Below are 20,014 nucleotides of genomic sequence, written 5' to 3'. Positions count from 1 at the left end.
GGCGAGCACCGCCACGGCGCCGAGCGCACCGCATCCGGCGCGGCGCACGAATCGACCTCAGGCGGCGCGGTGCCGCCCGGCCCGGCGCGATTTGCGCGCGCCGTGGAAGCGCGCGCCCCTGGGGACTTCCACCTCCGGCTCCAGCCCCGCCGATTCGAACAGCGCGGCGATGCCGTGATCGCGGCCCAGCGCGATCGCCTCGAGCCCGAAGCGCCCGCCGGAGCGGCCCAGTTCGTGCAGCATCGTGGTCATGATCCGCAGTCCGGTCGCGCCGACGGGGTGGCCGAGCGCGATGGACGAGCCGTTCACGTTGAGCCGCTCACCCGGGTCGAGGTCCCACTCCCTGGCCAGCGCCAGCACCTCCACGGCAAACCCTTCGTCGACCTCGAGCAGATCGATGTCGTCGAGACCGAAACCGGTGCGCCCGAGCAGTTTCGAGACCGCGGGCGCCGCGCCCAGGGTGACCGCGCCCGCGTCGCAGCCCGCTGCCGCCCAGCCCACCAGATAGGCCAGCGGGGTGAGGCCGAACTCGTCGAGCCGGTCCTCAGCCACCACCAGGCAGGCCGAGGCGCCGTGCCGGTGGGCGCTCATATTGCCCGCGGTCACGACGCCGTCGGAGATCAGCGGACGCAGGGTGGCCAGCGTGCGGGCGGTGACGTCGTCGCGCACGCCCTCGTCGCGCAGGATGCGGTGGCCGCCGGTGTCCTCGTCGGGCATCTCGTCGGCGAGCACGCCGACCGGGATGACCTCGGCGCCGAAGGTGCCCTGCCGCCACGCCCGCGCGGCCTTGCGGTGACTGGCGACGGCGAACTCGTCGGCCTCCGCGCGCCGGATGCCGTAATACCTGGCCAGTTCCTCGGCGTTGGCTACATCGCCCGGCCTGGGTCGCAGCGGTTCGGCGGCGGCCTCGACACCGCCGGCGACCACCACGTCGACGGCGCCGGTCTGCACCATCATCGCGGCGGTGATGACGGCTTGCAGTCCGCTGCCGCCACTGCGGTCGGTGAGGAAACCCGGCACCGCGAACGGCAGTCCGGCCCCGCGCGCGGCGAGCCTGCTCAGGTCCGGCGCGGCGGTCAGTCCGCCGTCGGCACAGGCCATCGCGACGTCCTCGATCCGCCACGGGTCGATGCCGGACCGTGCGATGACGGCGTCGAGCACCGTCGCGGCCAGCCAGTGCGGCGACATTCCCGACAGCGCGCCGCCCTCGACCCCACTCGGGGTTCGGACTGGCGCGACGATCGCGGCACGTCTCATCTCGGTGGCTCCTTCCCCCGGCCGAGTCCGGGCGCGCGACGGCGCAAACGCGCACGTCAGCGGGTGAATCTCTGAGGAAAGGGGAACACAGGATTGTTGCCTGCGTGTGACGCCCCGGGGGAGTTATGCGCACCCCATTTCGCGGCCTCCGGAGATCGATCGCGAATGTCGTTCTGTATCTCCGCAGTTCGCCCGGCGGGGGCGTTTACGCGAGGGCGCGGCGGGAACGCGCGCGCGAGGCGAGTGTGGCGCAAATCATAGTCTGAGCAGGTGTCCGGAATTGGCGGGACCCCGCTCGCGCCATAGCTACGGTGCCGTATGGTGGCCAGCATCACACCGGATCGCGAACGGTATCGATGCCGTCCGCCGAAGCGAACCAAGCGAGGCGTCCTCCTGTGAGTGCCGCACCGACCGCCACACCCGCCACGGGCACCGGCGTTTTCAGCAAGACCAGGGCCAGGATCTCCGACCGCACACTGCGCACCGACCGCTGGTGGTTACCGCCGCTGCTCACGGTGCTCGGCCTGGGCACCTTCGTGGTGTACGCGACCGTCAGATCGTTTGCGCGAACGGCGTATTGGGTCCCGGACTACCACTACCTCACCCCCTTCTACTCCCCGTGCCTGAGCGCGTCCTGCGTTCCGGGCTCCAGCCATTTCGGGCAGCCGTTCGGCGAACTGCCGATGTGGATTCCGCTCGGCTTCGTGGTGCTGCCGCTGCTGCTCGGCTTCCGCCTGACCTGCTACTACTACCGCAAGGCCTACTACCGCGCGGTGTGGTTCTCCCCGCCGGCCTGCGCGGTCGCCGAACCGCACGCGAAGTACACCGGCGAGACCCGGCTGCCGCTGATCATCCAGAACGCGCACCGCTACTTCTTCTACGCGGCCGCGCTCATCTCCGTGATCAACACCTACGACGCGCTGGCCGCGTTCAACACCGCCGACGGGTTCGGCATCGGGCTGGGCAATCTGATCCTGCTGGGCAACGTCACGCTGCTGTGGGCCTACACGCTGTCGTGCCATTCGTGCAGGCACATCGCGGGCGGCAGGCTCAAGCACTTCTCCGCGCACCCGGTCCGGTACTGGTTCTGGACCCAGGTGTCCAAGCTCAACACCCGGCACATGCAGCTGGCCTGGGTGACGCTGGGCACCCTCATGCTCACCGACTTCTACGTGATGTTGGTGGCCAGCGACACCATCTCGGACCTGCGGTTCGTCAACTGATCCGCCTCGACTTCAGGAGTATTCGCTCACCATGCCAGAAGTGGAACGGCACAACTACGACGTCGTCGTCATCGGTGCCGGGGGCGCCGGGCTCCGCGCGGTCATCGAGGCGCGCGAACACGGACTCTCGGTCGCGGTGGTGTGCAAATCGCTGTTCGGCAAGGCACATACGGTCATGGCCGAGGGCGGTTGCGCCGCGTCCATGGGCAATGCCAACGAAAAGGACAGCTGGCAAACACATTTCAAGGACACCATGCGCGGGGGGAAATTCCTCAACAACTGGCGCATGGCCGAATTGCACGCCCAGGAAGCACCGGAACGCGTCTGGGAACTGGAAAGCTATGGGGCACTGTTCGATCGGACGCCCGACGGCCGAATCAGCCAGCGCAACTTCGGCGGTCACACCTATCCGCGCCTGGCGCACGTGGGCGACCGCACCGGACTCGAGATCATCCGCACCATGCAGCAGAAGATCGTCTCGCTGCAACAGGAGGATTTCGCCGAGACGGGCGATTACGAGTCGCGCATCAAGGTTTTCGCCGAATGCACCATCACCGAACTGCTCAAGGACGGCGACCGCATCGCGGGCGCGTTCGGCTACTGGCGCGAATCGGGCAAGTTCATCCTGTTCGACACACCCGCGGTGGTGCTCGCGACCGGCGGCATCGGCAAGTCCTACAAGGTGACCTCGAATTCCTGGGAGTACACCGGCGACGGACACGCGCTGGCCCTGCGCGCGGGCGCCACGCTGATCAATATGGAGTTCCTGCAATTCCATCCGACCGGCATGGTGTGGCCGCCGAGTGTGAAGGGCATCCTGGTCACCGAGGGCGTGCGCGGCGACGGCGGCGTGCTCAAGAACACCGACGGCAAGCGGTTCATGTTCGACTACATCCCCTCGGTGTTCAAGGGCCAGTACGCCGAGAGCGAGGCCGAGGCCGATCAGTGGCTGAAGGACAACGACTCCGCCCGCCGCACCCCCGACCTGCTGCCCCGCGACGAGGTGGCGCGCGCCATCAACGCCGAGGTCAAGGAGGGGCGCGGCACCGAGCACGGCGGGGTGTACCTCGACATCGCCTCGCGCCTGCCCGCCGAGGAGATCCGGCGGCGGCTGCCCTCGATGTACCACCAGTTCAAGGAACTCGCCGACGTCGACATCACCGCCGAGCCCATGGAGGTGGGTCCCACCTGCCACTACGTGATGGGCGGCATCGAGGTCGACCCCGACACGGGCGCGGCCGTGGTGCCCGGCTTGTTCGCGGCGGGCGAGTGTTCCGGCGGTATGCACGGCTCCAACCGGCTCGGCGGCAATTCGCTCTCGGACCTGCTGGTCTTCGGCCGCCGTGCCGGGCTGGGCGCCTCGACCTACGTGCTGCACATCGGCGAGCGGCCCCGGGTGTCCGACGCCGACGTGGCCGCGGCGGCGCGGGCGGCGCTCGCGCCGTTCGACCCGCCGGCCGACGGCGCGGGCGAGAACCCCTACACCCTGCACACCGATCTCCAGCAGGCGATGAACGACCTGGTGGGCATCATCCGCCGGGAGCGCGAACTCGAGCAGGCCATCGAGCGGCTCGACGCGCTGCGGGCGCGTTTCGCGCACGTGGTGGTGGAGGGGCACCGGCAGTTCAACCCCGGCTGGCACCTGGCGCTGGATCTGCGCAACATGCTGCTGGTCAGCGAATGCGTGGCGCAGGCCGCGCTGCTGCGCACCGAGAGCCGCGGCGGGCACACCCGCGACGACCACCCGGCCATGGATCCGGTGTGGCGCGGCACGCTGCTGGTGTGCTCGGCCGACCCCGCCGACGCGGGCGCGGCGGTGCCGGGGGTGCGCGTCACGCGGGCGCCGCAGAAACCGATGCGCGAGGACCTGCTGGCGCTGTTCGACATCTCCGAACTCGAGAAGTACTACAAGCCGGCCGAACTCGCCGCCCATCCGGCGAGCTCGGTATCGGCCACGGAAGGTGAGGCGTAGCAATGGGTTACGACGCCGAATTCCGCGTGTGGCGCGGCGATCAGGACGGTGGGGCGCTGGAGGACTTCACCGTCGAGGTGAACGAGGGCGAGGTGGTGCTCGACATCATCCACCGCCTCCAGGCCACCCAGGCGCCCGATCTGGCGGTGCGCTGGAACTGCAAGGCGGGCAAGTGCGGCTCGTGCTCGGCGGAGGTGAACGGACGGCCGCGGCTGCTGTGCATGACCCGCATGTCGACGTTCCGGCCCGACGAAGTGGTGACCGTGACGCCGATGCGCACCTTCCCGGTGATCCGGGACCTGGTGACCGACGTCTCGTTCAACTACGAGAAGGCCAGGCAGATCCCGTCGTTCACCCCGCCCGCCGACCTCAAGCCCGGTGACTACCGGATGCGGCAGGTGGACGTGGAGCGCTCGCAGGAGTTCCGCAAGTGCATCGAGTGCTTCCTGTGTCAGAACACCTGTCACGTGGTGCGCGACCACGAGGAGAACAAGGAAGCCTTCGCCGGGCCGCGCTTCCTGATGCGGATCGCGGAACTGGAGATGCACCCGCTCGACACCGCCGACCGGCGGGAGCTGGCCCAGGACGAACAGGGCCTGGGATTCTGCAATATCACCAAATGCTGCACCGAGGTGTGCCCGGAGCACATCAAGATCACCGACAATGCCCTGATCCCGCTGAAGGAACGGGTGGCGGATCGGAAATACGATCCGCTGGTCTGGCTCGGAAACAAACTGTTCCGGCGCTGAATCCGCGCCGGGCGCGAATCGTCCGCCGGTCGGGTATCACCCGGCCGGCGAGACGCCGATCACAGCATCGCGACGACGCCCACGGCGACCAGCCACACCAGCACGCCGACGAACAGCGCCGACAGCAATGAGCCGGTCAATACGAATACCCCCACCGAGGACACCGCGAAGAGCAAACCGACGATCAGCCATTCGACCCAATCGCCGGGGCGCAACTTCCTGTACCGGGGTGGGGCGTTCTTCAACCCTCGGTCCACAAGAAGTGGGCTACCCGGCGCCGGGAATCGTAAACACGATTCCGTTGTCGAATGTGCGTCGTTTCGTGATCTTCCCCGGCGCGATTCGACGCGGGTCCGATGCGTCACACCGGACCCGCGGGCCGGTCACCGCGGCCGGTCGAATTCGCCGTCGTCGACGCCGGCGGTGAAAGCGGTCCACTCGCCGGGGGTGAACACGAGCACCGTGCCCTCCGGATCGGCGGCGTTGCGCAGCGCGACGTGTCCCTCGGCCAGCAGGGCCACCTCGACCGCGCCCTCGCCCGCGTCGGGCGCCCGGCGCCACTGCGCGCCCGCCAGATCGACGTCCACGCCCTCGTTGATGCTCATGCCTCGATATCCTTTCTCGTGAATCGGGCCCCGGCCACACCGGCGGGGGTCAGGCGGCGCACTCTTTGGCCAGCTGCCGCAGCAGCAGCCTGCTCTGCTGGGGTTCCAGGGCGGCGGCCCGCAATCTCTCGTGTGCCAGGTGGTAGCGGTGGATGTCGTCGGCGCTCTCCAGGTACAGGTCGCCGGTCAGCGCGGGCACGTACACGATGGGCGGGTCCAGCTGTCGTCCGCGGCCGTCGGTGCCGAAGTCGAGCATGGTGTAGGACCACGGCGGATGGCCCAGCGGGACACCCGCCGAGTGCGGCAGAACGCGCAGCGCCACAGTGGGTCTGGTGCTCCAGTCGGCCAGTTGGCGCAGCTGGGCGGCCATCGCCTTGGGCCCGATCACCAAGTGGCGCAACGCCGATTCGTGCAGCACCGCGTCGAGAGTGGCGGGCTGGACCTTGCGCAGGATCAGCGCCTGCCGCTGCACCCGCGCCTGCACCCGCTGCTCGACCGCGTCGTCGGTGTCACCGGGGTGGCGTAGTCGCAGCAGGGCGCGCGTGTAGTCGGGGGTCTGCAACAGGCTCGGCACGATCTCGCCGTGGTAGAGGTGCACCTCGCGGGCCGCGGCCTCCAAACCCGTGTACACGTCGAAGGATTCGGGGATCGGATTGCCGTGCGCGTGCCACCAGCCCTGCGTCGCGACCTGCTGCGCCAGGCCGACGAGCGCATCGCGCAGCTCGTCGGGAATGCCGTAGAGGCGGCACAGCGCCCGGACGTCGACGGTGCGGATGCGGTCGGCCTGGCCCTTCTCCAGCCGTTGCAGGGTGGTGGCGCCCCATTCCATCAGGCGGGCCGCCTCGGCGATGGTGAGACCGGCCTGGGTGCGCCAGTCCCGCAGGTACCGGCCCAACTGGCGGCGCGGGAGGGTGGAGGACGCTGAATTAGCTGACACGCCTACGCTCCGTTCTGTTCTCGGACTCCCACCCGAGACGATCACGCGGGCATACCCTCCAGCTCGGTTTCCCCACGACTTCGCTTGGGTAGTAAGGGCAATGGGCTCGGCGACCCCGACTTCGGCCACCACTGCCGTCATCCAGTATGGAGAATCTCGCGCTCCGTCGTGGATGTATTGCTGGGAAATCGCGCGAAATCTTCCGGATATCGGAAAAGGTCCCGTCACGCGGGGGTTGCGGATGGTGTGCTGGGAGTCTGCCCGGGGCGTATCGGACCGGACCCCTCCCCGGCCGAGAGGCCCCGGGCACCCAGTGTTCACGTCGGCGCTCGCTCGACTGCGGAACCACCCGAGCGCCGCACCCGGGATTCGCACGCAGGAACGAGGAGTCATGGCTGTACACGTCATAGGGTCGTCGTTGATGACCAGCGATCTGACCCCGCACCGCGCGCGCAGCGTCGGGCAGAACGGGTGGGTGGTCTCCTACCTACCCGGCCGCACACTCACCTGCGCTCAAGCGGTGGCGGCGCTGCGGGTTGCCGAAGTGGTGCCGAGTTTGCTGGACACCGTCGCGGAGCTGGCCGACGAAGTGGGCCTCACCGCACTCGAGGCCGTCGGGATGGCGGTGCACCAGGCGCCGTGGGACGAGGTCCCCGCGCCCGGCCGGCCCCGCCTGCGCGAGCGGGTCGGGGTGGCCTGATGCAACTCACCAATCTGCACATGCACGTCGCGGGGCTGCTGGTCTGCGGATCCGATCCGGGGGTGATGACCGACGAACAAGCCCACGCCGCAATGCAATTGCACATCGACTGCACGGTGGACCGGTGTCTGGTGCGCCGTCGGGCCCGCACCACGCTGGTGGAATCCGGCAAGTGCGTGCTCGACCAGCGGGCCCAGCGCATTTGAGGCAGCGCCGCGCGCGACGACCGATATCTGCTGACCGTGAGGTGGCGAGGCGCGGGCGACCGAGTCGCCGCCCCTCCATACCCGGCAACTGCGCCGCTGCCGACAGCGAGGTGGGCGTTGCGCTCAGCGACCGTGTCGCGCTGCCGACAGTGGAGGAGGCGCCGCGCGGTCAGTGCCAGGTGTGATCGACCAGCGGGGTGCGGGGGCCGAACTTGGGGCGGTGCGCGAGGCCGCTTATCTCGAGCAGGCGGATGGCCCGATAGCGGTGTGGGCGAAGGGGTTCCAGGTACTCGACCATCGCGTCGTCGTCCATCGGCTCGCCCAGCAGGGTCCAGCCGACCGTGGCGGCGAGGTGGTAGTCGCCCACCGAGAGGGCGTCGGCGTCGCCGTACGCGCGCTGGGCGATCTCGGCGGCCGTCCACACGCCGATACCGAGCATCGACTGGAGGCGGCGCGAAGCCTCGGCGGGGTCCACACCGGCCGTGCGTTCCAGCGCGTCGGCGACCCGGGCCGCGCGCACGATGGTGCGTGACCGTTGCGGATCGACGTTGGCCCGGTGGTAGACCCACGACGGGATGCGCCGCCAGGTCTCCGCGTCGGGCGGCAGCGTCAAGCCGTCCGGCGCCGGGCCGGGTGCGGGTTCGCCGAAGCGCCGCACCAGCTTTCGCCACGACGCGGTGGCGGAGACGGTGTGCACACGCTGCTCCAGCACGGCGGGGACCAGCGCCTCGAACACCAACCCGGTGCGCAGCATGCGCAGGCCGGGGAAGCGGCGGTGCGCCTCGCGGACCTTCGGATGGGCGGGGGCGAAATCGTCCACGTCCTCGTCCAGGCACAGCATGTGGTCGAGGCGGTCCAGGAACTCCTCGGCGCCCGGACCCCACGCGCGGGCGTGCACCGTGCGCGGGTCACCCTGGGCGAGCCGGTAGGTGACGGGCCCGCTCGACATCCGGGACGCGCGCCAGTGCGCGCCGTCGGGGGTCACGCGGTGGCAGGGATCGCCGACGCCGCGGCGCAGGGGCGAGAGGGTGTGCGCGAGATCGATGGGGCGCGCCGACGTCACCGTCCGGGACGAGGCGTCTGTAGCTGAAGGTTCGCGCACCGGTCCATTGTGCTCGCCTCGGCTAGCCGCGATCCCGGCGGCCGGGCTCCGCGGGCGGCATTCGCTGCGCGGGGCGCCCGAAATCGGCCGCACTCGCGAGCACCGTCATCACAAGATCGGGGATCTCGGCGCCCGCGGGCGCGTCGCCCCTGGCGACGTAGGACTGGACCATCAACCCGTCGACCAACGCGATCACCAGTGAGGAGATTCCGCGTACGGAGTCGACCGGGGTCTGCGCGGGCAGCAGGTCTCGGACCGACTCGGCGACGCGATCACGTTGGCGGTTGTAGTGCTCGGCCAGCTGCCGCTCGAGCTCCGGCGAGTGCGCGCTACGCGCCAGCGCCGCAATGAAGGCCTGGTAGAAGGGCCGCACACCGTCCTGGTTGTCGAGAATCCGCCGCACGGCGTTGATCAGGGCCGTCGGCCCGTCGTCGGCGGTGTCGCGACCCGCGTCGATCGCCGCTTCGCTCCACTCCTCCAGCGCGAGCCCGATCGCGGCGTTGAGCAGCGCCTCCTTGGACCCGAAGTGATATCCGATCGAGCCGAGATTGGTTCGGGACGCGCTCACCAGGTCCCTGGCGGTGATCGTTCCGTAGTCCCGCTCCCGCAGCAGTGCGCGTGCCGCGCTCAACAGCCGTTCCCGGTGCGAATCCCTGGCTTCGGTAGACGCGTCCATCTCGGCAGCATATCGTTATACAACGTCTTATACATTGTATAAGTCACTTGATGGGAGACGAGAATGCAGACGTCCGGACGAACGCGGGATTCGACAGACGCCCGGATCGATGCGCTGTCGATCATGGCCGCGCGATTCGCCGAGTTGACCGCCGACGCATCCGACCTCGATCGCGAAGTCACGGCTACCCCGGGGTGGTCGGTCTCCGATGTGCTCGGCCACGTGGCGATGGAGCCATCGCGCTACAACCAGCTGGCTCTCGGCGGAGGCACCTGGCCTCGACGGGTGACCGACCTGCCCGCGTTCAACGCCGAGCAGATCCGCACCCTACCGACCCGCGATCCCGCCGCGCTGGCGGCCAAGCTCCGCGCGGATACCGACGAACTCGGCCGCACCGTACGCGGTTTCGGCGGCGCCGTGCCGCTGATGAACTTCGACGGCGATCAGCGGATCCGACCGGACCGGGCGCTGGGCACTCTGCTCGGCGAGTTCACCGTCCACGGATACGACATAGCCCGCACCCTGCGCAGGCCCTGGCCGATCGACCCAGCCTTCGTACCTCTCATCATGGACGGGCTTCATCAGGTGCTGCCCGGCTGGCTCGACCCGGCCCGGGCGGCCGGGCACACCGCCACCTACGCGATCCGGCTGCGTGGCCTGGGTACGGAATACGTCTATCGATTCGACGACGGCCGGCTCGTCGTGGACCCGCCCGGACCCACCCGTCCCGACGTGCGTTTCAACGCCGAGCCGATCACCTGGCTGCTGCTGGCGTACGGACGGCTCTCGCCGCTGGTGCCGGCGCTGACCGGGCGTGTGCTGGCGACGGGCCGCAAGCCGTGGCTCGCGCCGAGGTTCGCCCGGCTCTTCCACGCCGCGTGACAGTCGCGCAGTGGTGCGCCCCAGGGTGACGCGGCGGTCCGTCGCCGCCGACTCGCGCGCATGCCGGGCTCGAGTGCCGCCGCCGAGACCTTTTCGTAACGAAACCGTGGCGGGTGGCGATTATCGGGATCGAGTGACAGATGTTGCCGGGTCGGGTCGACGGAGGAATTCATGATCACCAATGCGCTCAACTGGTTGCTCGATGTGTGGGGCAGCATTTTCGCGGGCAGCTCCGGCTACCACATCCCGCCGGGCCGGTTGCCGTTCGGCAGCTGACGTTTTCGCGCCCGCCGCGGTCCGCCCCGCGGCGAGCACGAAAAGTTCAGTCCGGCAACAGAAGTCGCACCAGGTGTTGAGCGCGGCGATCCGCCAGCTGCGCGGCCTGCGTGCGGCACGAGAAACCATCGGCCACGACCACCGCGTCGTCGGGAGCGGCGCGCAACGCCGGTAACAAACCGTTCTCCGCCACCGCTACGGAAATGTCGTAGTGGCCTTTCTGCATTCCGAAATTCCCCGCGAGGCCGCAGCACCCCGCGACCTCGGTCACCTCGACGCCCATTGTCGCCAGTAGCGCGCGATCGGCGTCGAAGCCGAGGACGGCGTGCTGGTGGCAATGCGGCTGCACGACCGCCGTGCGCCCGGAGCGGCGCGGCGGCTGCCAGTCCGGCCGGTCGGCCAGGAACTCGGCCAGCGTGCGCACCGCCGCCGCGGTCGGCGCGGCGCGGCGGTCGTCGGGGAGGAGTTCGGGCAGGTCGCCGCGCAGGGCGGCGGTGCACGAGGGTTCCAGTCCCACCACCAGCCCGCCCCGGCGGACATGGTCGTCGAGGGCGTCGAGGGTGGAGCGGAGCCGCTTGCGCGCGCCGTCCAGCTGGCCGGTGCTGATCCAGGTCAACCCGCAGCACACCCGCTTACCCGGGATCCGCACCCGGTAGCCGAGCGATTCCAGCAGGTCGACGGCGGCGTGCGCGATATCGGGATCGAACGCGTCGGTGAACGTGTCGACCCACAGCATCACCTCGCGCGCGGTGCCGGCTGCCCGATCCCGCGAGACATCGCGGGCCGGGCCGGGTACGCACCGTGGCTCGCTGCCGGTTTCGTCGGCATCACCGACTTCGGGCGGGTCCGATGGCGCGAGGAGTTGCCGAGCGCGTGCCGAGCGCCGGAATGGGGTCGGGGCGAATTCGGGAATCTCGCGGCGCGGGTCGATTCCACTGGCGCGCATGCCGATTCGCCGGAGCGCTCCGGCGCGGGAGAGGGCGTTGGCGACACGTGGGGCGCGGCCCGCCAGGGCGAGCCAGCGGGGGAGCCAGCCGAGGGCGTAGTGGTCGGCGGGGCGGGGCCGGCCCCGGTAGCGGCGGTAGAGGGCTTCGGATTTGTAGGTGGCCATGTCGACGCCGGCCGGGCAGTCCGAGCCGCAGGCCTTGCAGGATAGGCACAGGTCGAGGGATTCGGCGACGGCCGGGTCGGACCAGGGCAGCGCGCCCCGCACCACCTCTTGCAGGACTCGGGCGCGGCCGCGGGTGCTGTCCTTCTCGTCGGCGGTCGCCAAGTAGGACGGGCACATGAATCCGCCCGCCGCGGAATCGTCGGCGCGGCATTTGCCCACACCCACGCACCGGTGGACCGCGGTGGCGATATCGCCGTTGTCGTGTGGAAAGGCGAAGCCCGCCTTGGGGATCGGGGCAAGACCTGCGACGCGCAGGTCGTCGTCTACGGGACGTGGGTCGACCAGCACGCCGGGGTTGAGCACGTTCTCGGGGTCGAAAAGCGCTTTGTACCCGGCGAATACGTCGAGTACGGCCTTCGAGTACATGACGGGCAGCAGTTCCGAGCGCGCCCGCCCGTCACCGTGTTCACCGGAGAGCGAACCACCATGGCGCACAACCAGTTCGGCGGCGTCGAAGAGGAAGGCGCGAAAGCGCTTCGGCGCGTCGGTGATCGGCAGGTCGAGGCGCACGTGGATGCAGCCGTCACCGATGTGGCCGTAGAGCAGGCCGTCCACGTCGTGCGCGCGGGTGAGGTCGGCGAAGTCGCGCAGGTAGGAGCCGAGGCGCTCCGGCGGGACGGCCGCGTCTTCCCATCCGGGCCAAGCCGGTTCGCCCGCCGTCGTGCGGCCGGCCAGTCCCGCCCCGTCGGCGCGAATTCGCCAGAGCGCGGCGGCTTCGGCGGGGGCGGCGACTATCCGGGAATCCAGCGCATGCGCTGTGCGGCAGAGGGATTCGGCGGCCGCGATCGCTTCCTCCCGGCTCGCGCCCGCCGTCTCGACGAAGAGCCAGCCGCCACCGCGCGGCAGCTCGGGGACGGTGCCGCGATGGGCGCGGACCACCTCGACCAGGCGGGCATCGATGCCCTCGACGGCGATCGGCGCGCACGCCAGCACGGCGGCGACATCGTCGGCGGCCGTGGCGATATCGGGGTAGCCGAGCACCGTGAGGATCGTGGCGCGCGGCAGCTCGACCAGCTCTACCTCGGCCTCGAGCAACAGCCCGCAGGTGCCCTCCGTGCCGACGAACGATTTCGCGACCGACGAATGCCGTTCGGGCAGTAGATGTTCCAGCCCGTAGCCGGAGGCCTGCCGGTCGAAGCGACCGAGGTCGGTGCGCAGCACGGCGAGGTGGGCGCGGGTGAACTCGGGCAGGCCCGGCAGGACGCCGAGGTCGTTCGCGAGCGTGCGCTCGGTGCCCGTTCCGTCGAGAACGCGCAGGGTGCGGACCGTATCCGAGGTGCGCCCCCACGCCACGGCGTGCGGCCCGCACGCGTTATTGCCGATCATCCCGCCCAGCGTGCAGCGGTTCTGCGTGGACGGGTCCGGCCCGAACCGCAGCCCGTGCGGGCGCGCCAGCCGCTGCAATTCCGACAGCACCACACCGGGCTGCACCCGGGCCGACCGCCCCTCCGGATCCACCGACAGCACCCGGTTCATATGCCGACTGAAATCCAGCACCAACCCGGTGCCGATCGCATTGCCCGCGACCGACGTGCCCGCACCCCGCGCCGTCACCGCCAGCCCGTTCTCCCGCGCGAACGCCAACGCCCGCGCCACGTCCTCGTCCCCCCGCGGAAACACCACCGCGTCCGGCACCACCCGATAATTCGACGCGTCCGAGGAGTACTCCGCCCGCCGCCGCACCGACGCATCGACCTCCCCATCGATCCGCCCACGCAGCGCCGCCACCATCCGCTCCTGGACCACGTGGCCAGCCTAGGCGCGGTTGTCGGATGGGCGCGGATGACATACCCCGACCCGGAAACAACCAGCTGAACCGGTCTCGTTCGCGCACCATTTCCGGTGCTCGAGCGCACCATTCCGCGGATATACCTGGTCACGACACCCCCGTGCGGTAAGACGGAGGTGTGCCCAGGTGGCTGCTGCACGTCGATCTCGACCAGTTCCAGGCGGCGGTGGAATTCCGCCGTCACCCCGAGCTGCGCGGCAAGCCGGTCATCGTCGGCGGAAACGGCGATCCGAATGAGCCCCGCAAAGTGGTGACCTGCGCGTCCTATCCGGCGCGGGCATACGGCGTGCGTGCCGGCATCGCATTGCGCACCGCGCTGCGGAAGTGTCCCGACGGTATTTTCCTTCCGCTCGACATGGCGGCCTACGAGGACGCTTCCGACGAGGTCATGGACGTCCTGCGCAGCTTCCCCGGACAGGTCGAGGTGTGGGGTTGGGACGAAGCATTCCTCGCCGCCGACACCGACGACCCGGAAGCCCTCGCCCGCGAAATCCGCGCCGCCATAGCCGAATTGGACCTGACCTGCTCGATCGGCATCGGCGACAACAAACTCACCGCGAAGCTCGCGACAGGTTTCGCGAAATCGGCGGGTAAATCGTCCGACGCGCCGGGGGCGGGTGCCGCCGACGGAATGTTCCGCTTGACCGCCGCGAACTGGCGCGACGTAATGGCCGACCTGCCCACGAACGCCCTCTGGGGCGTCGGCAATCGCATAGCCGCGCGGCTCGCCGAACTGGACATCCACACCATCGCCGACCTCATGGCCTCTGATCGCCAAAGGCTCGCCTCCGCCTTCGGCCCCACAACAGGCCCCTACCTCTGGGTCCTCGCCCACGGCAAGGGCGACACCGAGGTCACCACCGAACCCCGAATCCCCTTGGGCCGCAGCAAATCCGAAACATTTCCCCACGACCTCACCGATCCCGACGAGATCCGCGCCCAGGTCGCCCGCATCGCCACCGAAGTCGCCGAAGAGATGGCCGAGGCCGGCCGCATCACCCTGCGCGTCTCCGTCACCGTCCGCACCAACACCTTCTACACCCGCAGCAAACAGTCCAAACTCCCCCACCCCACCGCCGACATCCCCACCATCACCGCCGCCGCCCTCGACATCATCGATCGCTTCGACCTCACCCGCCCCACCCGCCTGCTCGGCGTCCGCCTCGAACTCGCCCCCCAGGAGTGAGCGGCTCGCCCGCGCTCATCGATCGGCCCCGAGACAATGCGAAAGCCGGGTGCCTGATTCCATCAGGAGGCCCGGCTTCACTTCCGCACCCCAGGAACGCGGCAATCCCAGTATCGCTTCGTCCCCCGACAAGCGCCGAATCGCTCACTCGGTGCCCCAGGCGGAGTCAGGCGTGACTGTGCACTTCCTCCCGCGCGGGCGTTCGGGCTCGTATGCTCGAGCGCATGGAGTTCTGGGCGATGGTCGCACACGAGTCGGACGGCGGGGTCGTGCTCACCCGGCAGGAGGTGAACGAGGAGTTCCTCGCACCGGGCGCGGTGACGATCAAGGTGCACTACTCCAGTGCGAACTACAAGGACGGCCTGGCGATCACGCCCGGTGGCGGTGTGGTGCGCAAATACCCGATCGTGCCGGGCATCGATATCACCGGTGAGGTGGTCGCCTCCGACACCGACGAGTTCGCCCCGGGCGACCAGGTGGTGGCGCACGGCTACGAGATCGGCGTCTCCCAGAACGGCGGGTTCGCCGAGTACGCGCGCGTGCCCGCGGAGTGGGTCGTCAAGCTCGAGCGGCTCAGCACCCGCGACGCCGCCGCCCTCGGCACGGCCGGTTTCACCGCCGCGCTGAGCGTGCGCGCCCTGCTCGACCACGGCCTCACCCCCGACGACGGCGCCATCCTGGTGACCGGCGCGACCGGCGGTGTCGGCAGCGTCGCCGTCGACATCCTGTCCGGTCTGGGTTTCGAGGTGATCGCCTCCACCGGCAAGACCGACTCGGCCGACCTGCTCTCCGAGATCGGCGCCAACGAGATCATCGGCCGCCTCCCCGAGGATCCCGACGCCAAACCGCGCCCGCTGTCCAAGGCGCGCTGGGCGGGCGCGGTCGACAGCGTCGGCGGCAAATCCCTCGCCTACATCCTGAGCTCCATCGGCTACGGCGGCGCGGTCGCCGCGAGTGGCCTCACCGGCGGCCACGACCTGCCCACCACCGTGATGCCGTTCATCCTGCGCGGCGTCTGCCTGCTCGGCATCGACTCGGTCAACCATCCGATCGAGAAGCGCCGCGACACCTGGGCCCGCCTCGCCGGCGACTTCCGCCCCCGCCACCTCACCACCCTGGAGAACTTCGCACCGATCACCGACGTGGAGAAGGTGCTGCACTCCATCAAGAACGGAACCCATTCGGGGCGTACGGTTCTCGGCGTCGCGGGGGAGTTCTGAAACGGCGCGCCCCCTACGCCGCGATCCGCACCGGTTCCTCGGCGAACTGCGTGCGGTACAGCTCGGCGTAACGTCCACCCGCCGCGAGCAATTCGGTGTGGGTGCCGCGTTCGACGACGCGTCCCTGCTCCAGGACCAGGATCTGATCGGCGGCGCGGATCGTGGACAGGCGGTGGGCGATCACCAGGGCCGTCCGTCCTTCGAGCGCTTCGGAAAGGGCTTCCTGCACAGCGGCTTCCGAGGTGGAGTCCAGGGACGCCGTCGCCTCGTCGAGGATGACGACGCGCGGTTGCTTGAGCAGCAGGCGGGCGATGGTGAGGCGCTGGCGTTCACCGCCGGAGAGGCGGTAGCCGCGTTCGCCGACCACGGTGTCCAGCCCGTCGGGCAGTGAGGAGATCAGCTCGTGCAGCCGGGCGCGGCGCAGCGCGTCCCACAGTTCGTCCTCGTGCGCCTCGGGTCGGGCCAGCAGCAGATTCGCGCGGATGGTGTCGTGGAACAGGTGCCCGTCCTGGGTGACCAGGCCCACCGTCTCGCGCAGCGCTCGCGCGCTCACCTCGCGTACATCGGTGCCGTTCAATCGCACCGCGCCGGAGTCCACGTCGTACAGGCGCGAAACCAGTTGCGCGATGGTCGATTTGCCCGCGCCGGAGGAGCCGACGAGTGCGACCAGCTGACCGGGCTCGGCGCGCAGCGACACATCGTGCAGCACGTCCACACCGCCGCGCGTGTCCAGCGTCGCCACCTCCTCGAGCGAGGCCAGCGACACCTTGTCGGCCGACGGGTACCCGAACGTCACGCCGTCCAGCTCGACCGAGACCGGGCCCTCCGGCACCGGCTTCGCGTCGGGCGCGTCCTCGATCAACGGCGTCAGATCCAGCACCTCGAACACCCGCTCGAAGCTCACCAATGCCGCCATGATCTCCATGCGCGCGTTGGCCAGCGCGGTCAGCGGCGCGTACAACCTGGCCAGCAGCAGCGAGAGCGCGACCACCGCGCCCGCGTCCAGCAGCCCGCGCAGCGCATACCAGCCGCCCAGCCCGTACACCAGCGCCACGGCCAGCGCCGACACCAGCGTGAGTGAAGTGACGAACACCGTCTGCAGCATGGCGGTGCGCACCCCGATGTCGCGGACACGGCGGGCGCGCAGCGCGAACTCGTCGGACTCCTGCTCGGGCCTGCCGAACAGCTTCACCAGGGTCGCGCCGGGCGCGGAGAACCGCTCGGTCATCTGGGTGCTCATGGCGGCGTTGAGGCGCGCGGCCTCGCGTTGCAGGTCGGCGAGGCGGTTGCCCATGCGCCGCGCCGGGATCACGAACACCGGCAGCAGGACCAGCGCGAGCAGGGTGATCTGCCAGGAGATGCTCATCATCACGGCGAGGGTGAGCAGCAAGGTCACCAGGTTCGCCACCACGCCCGACAGCGTGTCGCTGAACGCCCGCTGCGCGCCGATCACGTCATTGTTCAGCCGGCTCACCAGCGCGCCGGTGCGGGTCCTGGTGAAGAACGCGACCGGCATCCGCTGCACGTGGTCGAACACCGCGCGCCGCAGGTCCAGGATCAGACCCTCGCCGATCCGCGCCGACAACCACCGGATCACCAGGCCGAACGCCGCGTCCAGCACGGCCAGCACCGCGATCGCCGACGCCAGCAGCACCACCACGCGCGCGGCGGCCCCGCCGACGATCCCGTCCACGATCCGCCCCGCCAGCACCGGCGTCGCGACCGCCAGCAGCGCCGACACCACACTGAACGCGAGGAACACCCCGATCCGCGCGCGATGCGGTGCCGCGAACCGCGCGATGCGCCGCGCCGTCGCCATCCGGAAGGCCCGCTTCTCCTCCGGCGCGTTCATGCGCCGATACATCTGGCTCCACGCCACCGACTCGATACTCACAACCGTTTCCTCTCGCCGCGGCTGATTAAACGCCGCACCGCCGACACTAAAACCTCAACGATGGTTAGGGTCAACGATCTTCCGAGAGAGATTCACCTGCCAGCGAAAAGGGGCCGGGATCGGCGCGAGCACGGCGGCTCTCCTCGCGAAGACGTGCGCGTCCGTGGTTGGAGCGGGCAAGGTGGGGGTTATGACGGAGAGGGCGAACCTGTGCGGCGGTGGTTGCGGCTCGAGCACACGGAGCCGAGGAGGGCTCGCGGATGAGCGGCGGTGATGCGTCGAAGCGGATATCCGGAGGGCGGGCGGGGGATCTTCCGGACTCGCACGTCGGCGCCGACGCGCCGGCGAACCTGCCTGCGCCGCTTCCGGACTCGCTGCCCGATGTGCGGGCGGGGGATGCGGAGCGGGAGGTGGCGGCGCGGCGGTTGCATATCGCGCTGGAGGAGGGGCGGCTGGATCTCATGGAGCTCGACCGCAGGTTGATCGCGGTGTACGCGGCGAAGACCCGCGCCGAGCTGGCCACCGTGACCGCCGACCTGCCCGATATCGGGGCGGCCGAACCGATCGAACTGCGCACCAAGAGCGGCAGTCTCGACAAGCGCGGGCCGTGGACGGTGCCGACCGAGATCACGGCGGAATGCCGGTCGGGCACGATCAAGATCGACTTCACCAGCGCGTGGTGTCCGCATCGGGAGGTGCGGGTGCACGCGGACGTCGGGTCGGGGAACCTGGTGCTGATCGTGCCCAACGGGTGGCAGGTGGATCTGGACGCGGTGCGGGTGGGCAGCGGCTCGGCGCGGAGCAAGGTGCGCGGACTGCCGGTCGCGGGGACGCCGCGGATCAGGGTGGACGGGCGCGTGGGATCGGGTACGGTCAAGGCGCGCTCGCCGCGGCGCGGGTTCTGGTCCTGGGTGCGCGGACGACCGATGTGAGTTCCGGAGGGGGTGACGCCGCATCCCCATCGCGTGCGATTCCGTAGCCGTGAGCATCTCTCGTCAGGGCCGAGTGCCCTCACTATGGCGGTGGTACGCGCGTTCGCCCGACCAGCTGCTCCCGCCCGGAATCGGGTAGGCGCGCGCCCGGTCCGCGCTCGATCGACGCCCAGGAGCGGATCGCTCGGCTCGTTCGCGCCGGGAACGGGGGTTGCGCCCGCCCTCGAAACAGAATTTAATTCTGGTTGTGAAGATTCGGGATCGGTTGCTGCTCGCGGCCGAACGCCAGTTCGCCGAGGTGGGCGCGCTGGAGACCACGCTCGCGCAGATCCGCGAGGCGGCCGGGGCCAGCGTGGGGGCGCTCTATCACCACTTCCCCGACAAGGCGGATCTGTACCGGCAGGTGTGGGCGCACGCGCTGGAGGACTACCAGCAGCACTTCTGGGTCGCCGTCAGCGCGAGTTCCGATGCGCGCGAAGGGGTTACCGGCGGAGTTCGTGAGCATCTGCGCTGGGTGACCGAGAATCAGTACCGCGCAAAGGTTCTCATGTCCGCGCGCCCACCCGGCGTGCGCGAGAGCGAAACCAATCGGCGCTTCCTGACCGATATCTCGCGGTGGTGGCGGACTCACGCGAACTACGGGGCGGTGCGCGATCTGAGCCTGGATCTGGTCTACGCACTGTGGCTCGGTCCCGCGCAAGAGTATTCGCGACAGTGGGTGGACGGCGCCGTGCGCGCCGCGCCCATCGAGGTCGGCAGCGAACTGGCGGACGCCGCGTGGCTCACGCTGGGGACGGAGGGACGATGAACGCCATCGACATCGAGTTGGCCAGGAAGGTCCTCGCGGCCCAGGCCTTCGCGGGACTGGTCGGCACCGAGATCGCCGAATTCGGCGATGGCACCGCCACTTTGGTGATCCCGATCCGTCCCGAACTGGCACAGCAATTCGGCTTCGTGCACGGCGGGGTGCTCGCCTACGCCGCCGACAACGCGCTCACCTTCGCCGCGGGCACGGTGCTCGGCGCGAACGTGCTGACCGGCGGATTCAGCATCACCTACCTGCGCCCCGCCGCGGGCGACCGCCTGCGCGCCACCGCGACCGTCACCGGCGCCACCCGCCGCCAAGCGGTCGTGAGCTGCGAGATCTACGCCGAGCGGGCCGGGGAGGACCCGGTGCTGTGCGCCGTCGCGCAGGGCACCACCCGCGCCGTGGAGCGCGCGCTCGCCGACACCTGAA

At 69.8% G+C, this 20,014-nt stretch carries 19 protein-coding genes; 11 read left to right on the top strand and 8 right to left on the bottom strand.

The features are described 5' to 3' along the window. Positions 1 to 57 precede the first annotated feature (57 nt). Positions 58 to 1,257 carry a thiolase family protein gene (locus OHB21_RS08195; RefSeq protein WP_084537283.1) on the bottom strand — a complete coding sequence of 400 codons (1,200 nt, stop codon included), beginning with the start codon at positions 1,255 to 1,257 and terminating at the stop codon, positions 58 to 60. 395 nt (positions 1,258 to 1,652) lie between these two features. Here OHB21_RS08195 and OHB21_RS08190 point away from each other — a divergent pair, with 395 nt between their 5' ends. From OHB21_RS08190 to OHB21_RS08180, 3 genes are read left to right on the top strand one after another with little or no spacing between them, the layout of a single operon-like run. After that, positions 1,653 to 2,480 carry a hypothetical protein gene (locus OHB21_RS08190; RefSeq protein WP_195125022.1) on the top strand — a complete coding sequence of 276 codons (828 nt, stop codon included), beginning with the start codon at positions 1,653 to 1,655 and terminating at the stop codon, positions 2,478 to 2,480. A 31-nt stretch (positions 2,481 to 2,511) separates the two neighbouring features. Continuing rightward, positions 2,512 to 4,452 (top strand): fumarate reductase/succinate dehydrogenase flavoprotein subunit, encoded by a 1,941-nt coding sequence (locus tag OHB21_RS08185; protein ID WP_067502986.1) that lies wholly within the window; start codon positions 2,512 to 2,514, stop codon positions 4,450 to 4,452. Positions 4,453 to 4,454: 2 nt separating this feature from the next. Continuing rightward, a complete protein-coding gene (locus tag OHB21_RS08180; protein WP_067502982.1) occupies positions 4,455 to 5,201 on the top strand; it encodes a succinate dehydrogenase/fumarate reductase iron-sulfur subunit in 747 nt (248 codons plus the stop codon). A gap of 59 nt (positions 5,202 to 5,260) precedes the next feature. Here OHB21_RS08180 and OHB21_RS08175 read toward each other — a convergent pair whose 3' ends face one another. The 3 genes from OHB21_RS08175 to OHB21_RS08165 all read right to left on the bottom strand — a co-directional run bounded on the left by OHB21_RS08175 (position 5,261) and on the right by OHB21_RS08165 (position 6,743). Then, positions 5,261 to 5,458: a hypothetical protein gene (locus OHB21_RS08175; protein ID WP_067502978.1), complete on the bottom strand. Its 198-nt coding sequence runs from the start codon at positions 5,456 to 5,458 to the stop codon at positions 5,261 to 5,263. A gap of 126 nt (positions 5,459 to 5,584) precedes the next feature. Next, positions 5,585 to 5,806: a DUF397 domain-containing protein gene (locus OHB21_RS08170; RefSeq protein WP_067502975.1), complete on the bottom strand. Its 222-nt coding sequence runs from the start codon at positions 5,804 to 5,806 to the stop codon at positions 5,585 to 5,587. Between the two features lie 49 nt (positions 5,807 to 5,855). Beyond that, positions 5,856 to 6,743, bottom strand: a complete 888-nt coding sequence (locus OHB21_RS08165; RefSeq protein WP_324192165.1) for a helix-turn-helix domain-containing protein — start codon at positions 6,741 to 6,743, stop codon at positions 5,856 to 5,858. A 421-nt stretch (positions 6,744 to 7,164) separates the two neighbouring features. Between OHB21_RS08165 and OHB21_RS08160 the strand changes: the two genes are divergently transcribed. After that, positions 7,165 to 7,443: a hypothetical protein gene (locus tag OHB21_RS08160; RefSeq protein ID WP_324192166.1), complete on the top strand. Its 279-nt coding sequence runs from the start codon at positions 7,165 to 7,167 to the stop codon at positions 7,441 to 7,443. Continuing rightward, positions 7,443 to 7,649 (top strand): hypothetical protein, encoded by a 207-nt coding sequence (locus OHB21_RS08155; RefSeq protein ID WP_067502966.1) that lies wholly within the window; start codon positions 7,443 to 7,445, stop codon positions 7,647 to 7,649. The genes OHB21_RS08160 and OHB21_RS08155 overlap by 1 nt, the downstream gene beginning before the upstream one ends. 169 nt (positions 7,650 to 7,818) lie before the next feature. On the opposite strand, the gene OHB21_RS08150 is transcribed toward OHB21_RS08155, so the two are convergent. Then, a complete protein-coding gene (locus OHB21_RS08150; RefSeq protein ID WP_067502963.1) occupies positions 7,819 to 8,751 on the bottom strand; it encodes a DNA-3-methyladenine glycosylase family protein in 933 nt (310 codons plus the stop codon). A 22-nt stretch (positions 8,752 to 8,773) separates the two neighbouring features. After that, positions 8,774 to 9,427, bottom strand: coding sequence for a TetR/AcrR family transcriptional regulator (locus OHB21_RS08145; protein WP_067502958.1), 654 nt, complete (start codon positions 9,425 to 9,427; stop codon positions 8,774 to 8,776). Positions 9,428 to 9,550: 123 nt separating this feature from the next. On the opposite strand from OHB21_RS08145, the gene OHB21_RS08140 reads away from it, so the two are divergent. Then, a complete protein-coding gene (locus tag OHB21_RS08140; protein WP_113975108.1) occupies positions 9,551 to 10,309 on the top strand; it encodes a maleylpyruvate isomerase family mycothiol-dependent enzyme in 759 nt (252 codons plus the stop codon). Between the two features lie 322 nt (positions 10,310 to 10,631). On the opposite strand, the gene OHB21_RS08135 is transcribed toward OHB21_RS08140, so the two are convergent. Then, positions 10,632 to 13,487 carry an FAD-binding and (Fe-S)-binding domain-containing protein gene (locus OHB21_RS08135; protein WP_067503364.1) on the bottom strand — a complete coding sequence of 952 codons (2,856 nt, stop codon included), beginning with the start codon at positions 13,485 to 13,487 and terminating at the stop codon, positions 10,632 to 10,634. Positions 13,488 to 13,663: 176 nt separating this feature from the next. Between OHB21_RS08135 and OHB21_RS08130 the strand changes: the two genes are divergently transcribed. Further along, entirely contained in the window at positions 13,664 to 14,731 is a 1,068-nt protein-coding gene (locus OHB21_RS08130; RefSeq protein WP_067502951.1) for a DNA polymerase IV, read from the top strand. A gap of 224 nt (positions 14,732 to 14,955) precedes the next feature. After that, complete coding sequence (locus OHB21_RS08125; RefSeq protein ID WP_195125021.1) at positions 14,956 to 15,951, top strand: oxidoreductase; 996 nt, start codon at positions 14,956 to 14,958, stop codon at positions 15,949 to 15,951. A gap of 13 nt (positions 15,952 to 15,964) precedes the next feature. Here OHB21_RS08125 and OHB21_RS08120 read toward each other — a convergent pair whose 3' ends face one another. Next, on the bottom strand, positions 15,965 to 17,845 hold the full coding sequence (locus OHB21_RS08120) for an ABC transporter ATP-binding protein (RefSeq protein WP_195125020.1): 1,881 nt from the start codon (positions 17,843 to 17,845) through the stop codon (positions 15,965 to 15,967). Between the two features lie 260 nt (positions 17,846 to 18,105). On the opposite strand from OHB21_RS08120, the gene OHB21_RS08115 reads away from it, so the two are divergent. The 3 genes from OHB21_RS08115 (at position 18,106) to OHB21_RS08105 (ending at position 20,013) form a co-directional block, all read left to right on the top strand. Further along, positions 18,106 to 18,777, top strand: coding sequence for a DUF1707 SHOCT-like domain-containing protein (locus OHB21_RS08115; protein WP_084537281.1), 672 nt, complete (start codon positions 18,106 to 18,108; stop codon positions 18,775 to 18,777). 247 nt (positions 18,778 to 19,024) lie between these two features. Then, entirely contained in the window at positions 19,025 to 19,585 is a 561-nt protein-coding gene (locus OHB21_RS08110) for a TetR/AcrR family transcriptional regulator (RefSeq protein ID WP_067502946.1), read from the top strand. Beyond that, a complete protein-coding gene (locus OHB21_RS08105; protein ID WP_195125019.1) occupies positions 19,582 to 20,013 on the top strand; it encodes a PaaI family thioesterase in 432 nt (143 codons plus the stop codon). The genes OHB21_RS08110 and OHB21_RS08105 overlap by 4 nt, the downstream gene beginning before the upstream one ends. Position 20,014: the final 1 nt, after the last annotated feature.

The organism is Nocardia puris, assembly GCF_036051655.1.
GTDB lineage: Bacteria > Actinomycetota > Actinomycetes > Mycobacteriales > Mycobacteriaceae > Nocardia > Nocardia puris.
This window is presented reverse-complemented; position numbering and strand designations above follow the sequence as displayed.